The 6,731-nt window shown below is 70.7% G+C and carries 7 protein-coding genes and 1 pseudogene; 5 read left to right on the top strand and 3 right to left on the bottom strand.

Annotated elements, in window-relative coordinates:
* Window positions 1–88: 88 nt before the first annotated feature.
* From AC08OJ_RS17445 to AC08OJ_RS17435, 3 genes and pseudogenes are all read left to right on the top strand, one after another.
* Window positions 89–685 (top strand): annotated as a pseudogene (locus AC08OJ_RS17445) (ABC transporter ATP-binding protein); the annotation flags it as partial.
* A 580-nt stretch (window positions 686–1,265) separates the two neighbouring features.
* Window positions 1,266–2,099 (top strand): ABC transporter, encoded by an 834-nt coding sequence (locus AC08OJ_RS17440; RefSeq protein ID WP_476596289.1) that lies wholly within the window; start codon window positions 1,266–1,268, stop codon window positions 2,097–2,099.
* A 144-nt stretch (window positions 2,100–2,243) separates the two neighbouring features.
* Window positions 2,244–3,146, top strand: coding sequence for a CD225/dispanin family protein (locus tag AC08OJ_RS17435; protein ID WP_476596288.1), 903 nt, complete (start codon window positions 2,244–2,246; stop codon window positions 3,144–3,146).
* A 123-nt stretch (window positions 3,147–3,269) separates the two neighbouring features.
* Here AC08OJ_RS17435 and AC08OJ_RS17430 read toward each other — a convergent pair whose 3' ends face one another.
* The gene (locus AC08OJ_RS17430; protein WP_476596287.1) at window positions 3,270–3,491 is read right to left on the bottom strand and encodes a CD225/dispanin family protein; all 222 of its coding nucleotides are present in this window, start codon (window positions 3,489–3,491) and stop codon (window positions 3,270–3,272) included.
* A 133-nt stretch (window positions 3,492–3,624) separates the two neighbouring features.
* Window positions 3,625–4,161, bottom strand: a complete 537-nt coding sequence (locus AC08OJ_RS17425; RefSeq protein WP_476596286.1) for a CD225/dispanin family protein — start codon at window positions 4,159–4,161, stop codon at window positions 3,625–3,627.
* Window positions 4,162–4,751: 590 nt separating this feature from the next.
* On the opposite strand from AC08OJ_RS17425, the gene AC08OJ_RS17420 reads away from it, so the two are divergent.
* Entirely contained in the window at window positions 4,752–5,162 is a 411-nt protein-coding gene (locus tag AC08OJ_RS17420; protein WP_476594263.1) for a hypothetical protein, read from the top strand.
* Window positions 5,163–5,190: 28 nt separating this feature from the next.
* Window positions 5,191–5,967 (top strand): glycoside hydrolase family 26 protein, encoded by a 777-nt coding sequence (locus AC08OJ_RS17415; RefSeq protein ID WP_476596285.1) that lies wholly within the window; start codon window positions 5,191–5,193, stop codon window positions 5,965–5,967.
* A gap of 73 nt (window positions 5,968–6,040) precedes the next feature.
* Here the strand turns inward: AC08OJ_RS17415 and AC08OJ_RS17410 are convergent, their stop codons facing one another.
* Window positions 6,041–6,703 carry a TIGR03085 family metal-binding protein gene (locus tag AC08OJ_RS17410; protein ID WP_462187562.1) on the bottom strand — a complete coding sequence of 221 codons (663 nt, stop codon included), beginning with the start codon at window positions 6,701–6,703 and terminating at the stop codon, window positions 6,041–6,043.
* Between the last annotated feature and the right edge of the window lie 28 nt (window positions 6,704–6,731).

Below are 6,731 nucleotides of genomic sequence, written 5' to 3'. Positions count from 1 at the left end.
CTGCGCCACATTGCGTACGACGATGCCGCCGCTGGACGGACGACGTGAGGGGGCGGCCACACCAGTCTGATTCCCATGATGACAACCACTGGCGAGCGCAGTTCGCCATCACCCGGCACCACCCGGCCCGGCACCTGAGACAGACCGGCCGGCCGCCGTCGACGTCCAGGGTCTGACCAAGCGGTACGGGCGCCGGACCGTCGTCACCGGTCTCGACCTCACGATTCCCGAGGGGGTCGTCGCCGGATTCGTCGGGCCCAACGGGGCCGGCAAGACGACGACCCTGCGCATGCTGCTCGGCCTGGTCCGCCCCAGCGGGGGCTCCGGGACCGTCCTCGGTCATCCCCTGGTGACACCGGCCCGCTACCTGCCACGGGTGGGCGCCCTGATCGAGAGCCCCGCGCTGTACCCGGCGCTGTCCGGTGCCCGCAACCTCGTCTCCCTCGCCGTGCTGGGCGGGCAGGACCCGACGCGGGTGGACGGGATCCTCGACGAGGTCGGACTCACCGGCCGCGGCGCGGACAAGGTACGGACGTACTCCCTCGGCATGAAGCAGCACCTCGCCATCGGCGCCGCCCTGCTCAGCGATCCGGACCTGCTCATCCTCGACGAGCCGACGAACGGACTGGACCCGATCGGGATCCGGCAGATGCGTGAGCTCATCCGATCCATCGCCGCCGGGCCGGCCATCGCCGGGAGCCGGCGCACGGCGCGCACCGTCCTGATCTCGTCGCATCTACTCGCCGAGGTCGAGCAGATCTGCGACTGGCTGATCGTCGTGGAGGGCGGGCGGCTGGCCTACCAGGGGCCGACCGACCGGCTGATGGCAACCTCCACCTACGACATCGTCCTACGCCCCGAGCACGACGATGACGTCCCGCTGCTCGCCGATCTCCTCGCCGGCCTGGCGGTACCGGCGACGCGGCGGCCCCGGGATGTCGTCGTCAGTCTCGACGCGAACCCAGACGACGGCCCCGACGGCCCCACCCGCCTGCTGGCCAGGATCAACCGGGCCGCGGCGGCCCGGGGCATCACCCTCGTCGAGATGTCTCCGCGCCGGCTCAGCCTGGAGGACCGCTACCAGGGTCTGGTCACCCAGGCCCGAACCCGGACGGCGACATCACCGACACCAGCACCGACACCAGCACCGGCCGGCGTGCCGGCTCCCAGCGGCCCCCCACGGGCGGGACGACGACCAGATCCACGAGTCCGATCCGCGGGCTGTCCGCCGCTGCGGCGGCCCGTCATGACGAGGGGACACTGCGATGAGTCTCCTGGTAGCGGCCCGGCGGTCCTTCCACGCCGAGCTGATCAAGCTGTGGCGGCCGAGTACGGCGGTGGCCATGGGCATCCTCGCCCTGCTGAGCGTGCTGTCGACCGTGCTGCTCCTCGCACTGGCCGATCCGGGCGGCTCCCCGCCGGGCGGCAGCGGTGGGCCACCGAGCTTCGACGTCACGTTCACGCAGGTGTCCGCGGCGTCCGGGGTGGCACTCGGTTTCACCGGCGGGAGCACCTTCACCGGCCTGCTGGTCTTCCTCGTCTTCGCGATCAGCATCACCCTCGAGTACAGCCAGGGGACGCTGCGAACCCTGTTCCTACGGGAGCCCCGGCGGCTGGGTTGGCTCGCCGGACGCATGGCGGTCATGCTCGTCCTGGTGGCGGTGGCGGTGGCGGTGGCGCTCGTCGCCGCGCTGGTGGTCAGCATCGTCGTCGGGCTGGCCGTCGCCGGGATTCGGGACATTGACACGTCAGCGTGGTGGAGCGCCGACGCGCTCGGGGAGGCAGCGTCGAGCTACCTGAACACGCTGGTGGCCGCCGTTTTCTTCGGACTCGCCGGGACCGTGCTCGGGCTGGTCCTGCGGTCGACGGCGCTCACCCTCGCCGTCGGGATCGCGTGGACGTTTCCGATCGAGCACATTGTCCAGGAGTCCTGGAGCGGAGCGGGCCGGGTCTTCCCTGGACTGGTCTTCGACGCGATCGGCCAGGGAGGTACCGCCGATGCCGGCTACGGGTCGACGCTGCTGATCGGGGGTCTGTATGCCGCCGGTGCGGCGGTGATCGGGGCGGTGAGCCTGGCCCGCCGGGACGTCACGGCCTGACAGCACGAATCTGCCAAAGGCAGACGAATGGCGGACAGATCGCCTATCATCACCGCTGATGGCGCCCGGCCGACGACGGGGAATGGCGGTTCGCATGGTGCCTTCCGATCGGAACCGCGGCGACGTCGTCAAGCGGATCGGACGTTGACCCCGCTCAACCGGCTGGTTCGCGAACTCGGCGGCGCCGACGCCTACACCGTGCTCGGGGTCGCGCGCACCGCTGACCGGGCGGAGATCCGCCGGGCGTACCGGGCCCGTGTCCGGGCCCATCATCCGGACAATCCCGCCAGCCGGGACGCACAGTCCATGCGCACGATGCAGCTCCTCACCGTGTCCCACGAAATCCTCGACAAGTGGCGGGACGAGTACGACGCCCGCCTCACCGGGCCGCCCTCGTCCCCGGCACCGGGCGCGGGCGGCCTGGGGTCGACGAACCACACCGGTCGGACGAACACCGGCACCCGCACGAACGCCGGTTGCCGGACGGGCACCGGTGCCCGCTGGGCTCCCTGGACCGCGGCCGACACCGGCGGTCACTACTACTCGAGCGGCCATCACTACTCGACCGGCTACCCGCGGAGTCGACACAACGACACCGGCCCCCACCCCCATCCGGGCTGGCCCGGAACACAGGCCCACCGACCCGCCGAACCCCACCAGACGGTCCGGCGGCACACGCGGACACCGCGGCATGCACAGGCACCGCGACACGCACAGGCACCGCGGTCCACGCAGACACCACGGCACGCGCGGACGCGGCAGAGGTCGGGGGAACGGCGGGGGCCAGGTTCCGAGGCGACGCCGAAGGTCGGCAACTACCTGGCTCTCGCGATCCTGACGACATTCCTGTGCGCGCCGCTCGGCGTGATGGGGATCATCAACTCCTCGCGCGCGTCACATCGGCTCCTTGCCCACGACGTCGCCGGGGCGCGCCGGGCATCGCGTCGCAGCCTGGCCTGGTGCCTGGCCGGACTCGTGTTCGGCCTCCTCTTCCTCGCGTCTCTCTCGGTAATGGCGGGGCTCGGCGACGGGAGCTCCATCGGCTGACGAGCCGACGACCGAGCCGAGCGGACGGCCGCTACCGAGTTGCGGGCTAGTCGGATGGCGGGACGATCCGATCTCGATGATCGATGAGCCTCGCGCCGGGTCACTACCACGGTGAGCGGGCGGTCAGCTGTTGTTCGCCGCCACTCCGACGATGATCGGAATGGCCACCAGATAGATCAGGAGGATGGCCGCGAAGGCGATGACCGAGATGATGCACCACTTCTTCGCCTTGGCGGACGCCTCTAGGGCGCCGGCCACATCGCCGGACTGCTGGCGTCCCTGCACCTGGGAGGCGAAGACGATCGCGACGATGCCGGCGGGCAGACAGCACAGCAGGGTGGCCACGATCGACTGCCACAGATAGGTCGGAATGGGCTGACCGTACGGCGGTTGCTGACCGAATCCCCCCGGCGGGTACGGCGGATAGCCGCCCGGCGGCCCTGGCCGTACCCGGGGAGCGGGCCGCTCGGCGGAGTCGTCACCGGTACACACTCCTCCGGGTGAGGGCCGGTGGGAGCGTCGAATACAACGTGCTGGAATCGGTCTCGAAGCCGCCGGCCAAGCCGATGGCGAGGATGACCAGGAACACCACGATGATCGAGGTGGCCGAGATGATGCACCACATCCTGGCCTTCTTGGAGGCATCCAGCGCGCCGTTGATGTCGCCGATCTGCTGGCGGCTCTGCACCTTGGTGGCATAGACGATTGCCACCACACCGGCGGGCAGACAGCACAGCAGGGTGACCACGATCGACTGCCACAGGTAGGTCGGGATCGGCTGGTTGTAGGGCGGAGGTGGGCCGAACCCACCCGGGCCGCCGTAGCCCTGGGGTGCGCCGTAGCCCTGCGGCGCGCCGTACCCACCGGGCGGGGGTCCATAGCCGGGCGGTGGAGCGCCGTAGCCGCCCTGGTCATAGCCGCCCTGGCCGCCGTAACCACCCTGGCCGTAGCCGCCCTGGTCATAACCCCCTTGGCCGTGACCGCCGGCGGGAGGGTACTCGGGTGGCTGGGACATTGGGTGCTCTCCTGTTGTCGTCGTGGCAGGCGAGCCGATGAACGGCCCCGCCACCGCGCCTGGCTGCATGATCCTCGGGGCGCTCGACTAGACACCGCCGACACTCCACCGACGCGTGATCCCCGACCCGTGCGCGGGATCCGTGACGCGAGGTGGGTGGACCACCATGCACGTCCCGGGCTCCGCGCGCACATTGTGGCACAGCCAGCATGTCGACCAACCGGCGTGCCGACCAGCCGGGCTCCACGCCACCCGAGAGCCTCACCGCCCGAAACCCCCGAGTTCCGACAAGTCGGTCTAGCACGTCGGTGTAGTGTTTCATCCGAACTATCTAGACATGGCAGCCGGCGTCGAGGGGGCGACCGGAGGCTGGTCCGGTCCGTCTCAGGCTGCTGTGCGACATGGAGGTCATCCGCTTCGATGCCGAAGCCGGGACCCGGGGGGGTCCTGACGACGCTGCCACGCACGGAGGGATACCCGCGGTGAAGCACCGAGCGGAGGGCGATCCCAGCCCGCCGAGAGTCCGATCCGGTTCCCGGCGCGGGCGTCGCCGTCCGCATCACCCTGCCTGGATCGCGTCGCTGGGCGTGATGGCTCTGGTCGCTGCCGCAGTCGGGTGGACCCTCGTCCCCGAACGCGACACCGGGGGCGAAGGCTCGGCGACAGTCGAGGCCACCGCCATCCAGCACGGGAAGCCCCGACACGGCGATGACCCCCGGGTACAACCCAGCGTCTCAGCAGGCACGACCGGCGGGCTACCCGGCGGAGACTCCAGCGCGACCGTCGGCTCCCCCTCGCCGTCACCCGCCCCGGTGCCCGCGGGCACCCCGGCCGGTACGGCCCCGCGGACCGCCGCCAAACCGACGACCCCCGGCGCCGCGGCCCGGGTCACGAAGCCGGCGGTACAGGTGCCCGTCATCCCCATCGGTGGCGGGGGCGATTCGGTGCCCGGCGGCATGAGCGGCGTTGCCGCGGGGACGATGACGCAGGTGCGGGCCTGAGAGCTTCCGCGGCTCGCCGGTCAACGTCGTGCTCACCTTCACCGACCGGTCGAGCTGGCAGACCATGACGAACCCGTGGCTCGGCTCGGGCCCGGAGAAGTTCTCGACCTTCGCCGGCACCTGGATCATCTCGCAGCCCTTCTACCCGACGGGCGGTGGGGACATGAACTCCTGCGCGAGCGGCGCCTACAACGGCCACTGGGCGGACTTCGGCCGGTGGCTGGTGGCGAAGGGCCGCCCGGCGAGCATCATCCGGCTCGCCTGGGAGTTCAACGGCGACTGGTTCCCGTGGTCGGTCTCCAAGACCAACCCCACCACCTGGGTGAACTGCTTCCGCCAGGTCGTCAGCGCGATCCGCTCGACGGATCCGCAGGCCCGCATCGACTGGACGCTGAATGCGCACGCCTGGGCCGTCTACCCCGGTGACCAGTACGTCGACATCATCGGCATCGACAGCTACGACCAATGGCCGGCGAGCACGGACGACGCTGCCTTCGCCAGTCAGTGCCACGCCGAAACCGGGCTCTGCTCGACAATCGCGTTCGCCCGCCAGCACGGCAAGCAGTTCTCGGTCCCGGAATGGGGACTCGTCGGAAAGAGTGACACCGGGGCGGGCCGCGCCGGCCGGGCCGGCGGCGACAACCCGGTGTACATCCGCAACATGTACCAGACGTTCGCCGCGAACCGCGACATCCTCGCCTACGAGACGTACTTCAACGACTCGGAGCCCGGGAACGTGCACTCCTCCCTGGTGAACCCGACAGAGCATCCCGCTGGCGCGGCCACCTACGCCTCGCTCTGGTAGCGCCCCGCCCCGATGGCGGCACGGCTCCGACCGGATCACACCCAGATCACACCCAGATCGGAGCTGCCGGGAGCTAGAGACCGGTGGGAGCCGCGCGGAACCGCTCGATGTCGGCGTCGGAACCGCGCAGCTCGACCCGGGCGACCTGGCCCCGCCCGAACGCGTACAGCACGATCTCCTCAGGCGGCCCGACGATCTCCACCACCGGCTCGCCGCCGTGCAGGGTGCGCCGGCCAGGAGCGTCCGTACGCTCCGCCACGACACCCAGGCCGGCTCGCCGGAACCCGGCGAACCCGATCAGCAACAGAGCGGTCCACATCGCGTCACGGCTCCTGGTGTCAAGCTCGCGAGGCTCCCAGCCGGGGGCGGCGCGGCGGATGTCCTCGGCGTGCACGAAGAACTCGACCAGGTTCGTGGCATCGTCGATCAGGCCGATGCGGGTCGGCTGCCACCACGGCGGCCCGGCACGGAACGTCTCGACCAGCTCGGGAAAGGTGTGGGCCCGCATGGTGGCTCGCTCGGCCCGTTCCGTGATGCCGTGCAGCCGACCGACGATGAGCCCGGGAGCGGCCCACGGCACCCGCTCGCGGGTGACCAGGTGCGCCACCAGATCATGGTTTGTCCATCCGGCGCAGAGGGTGGACGCTGCCGGGCCACGCTCGGCCAGCAGGTCCGCGAGCTCCCGCCGCTGCGCCCGGGCTCCTCGCCGGGTGAGAACCGCTCCTGACCCCATCATGTGCGGCACTCTAGGCTTGTCTTCCGCA

Source organism: Frankia sp. CgKIO3, assembly GCF_977946435.1.
The sequence above is the reverse complement of the archived record's forward strand: the minus strand, read 5'-3'. Positions and strand labels throughout refer to the sequence as shown.

What these genes read in the sequence shown, in the direction of transcription:
- AC08OJ_RS17440 (WP_476596289.1), top strand. Translation starts at nt 1,266, where the DNA reads ATGAGTCTCCTGGTAGCGGCCCGGCGGTCCTTCCACGCCGAGCTGATC.
- AC08OJ_RS17425 (WP_476596286.1), bottom strand. Translation starts at nt 4,161, where the DNA reads ATGTCCCAGCCACCCGAGTACCCTCCCGCCGGCGGTCACGGCCAAGGG.
- AC08OJ_RS17420 (WP_476594263.1), top strand. Translation starts at nt 4,752, where the DNA reads ATGGCTCTGGTCGCTGCCGCAGTCGGGTGGACCCTCGTCCCCGAACGC.
- AC08OJ_RS17410 (WP_462187562.1), bottom strand. Translation starts at nt 6,703, where the DNA reads ATGATGGGGTCAGGAGCGGTTCTCACCCGGCGAGGAGCCCGGGCGCAG.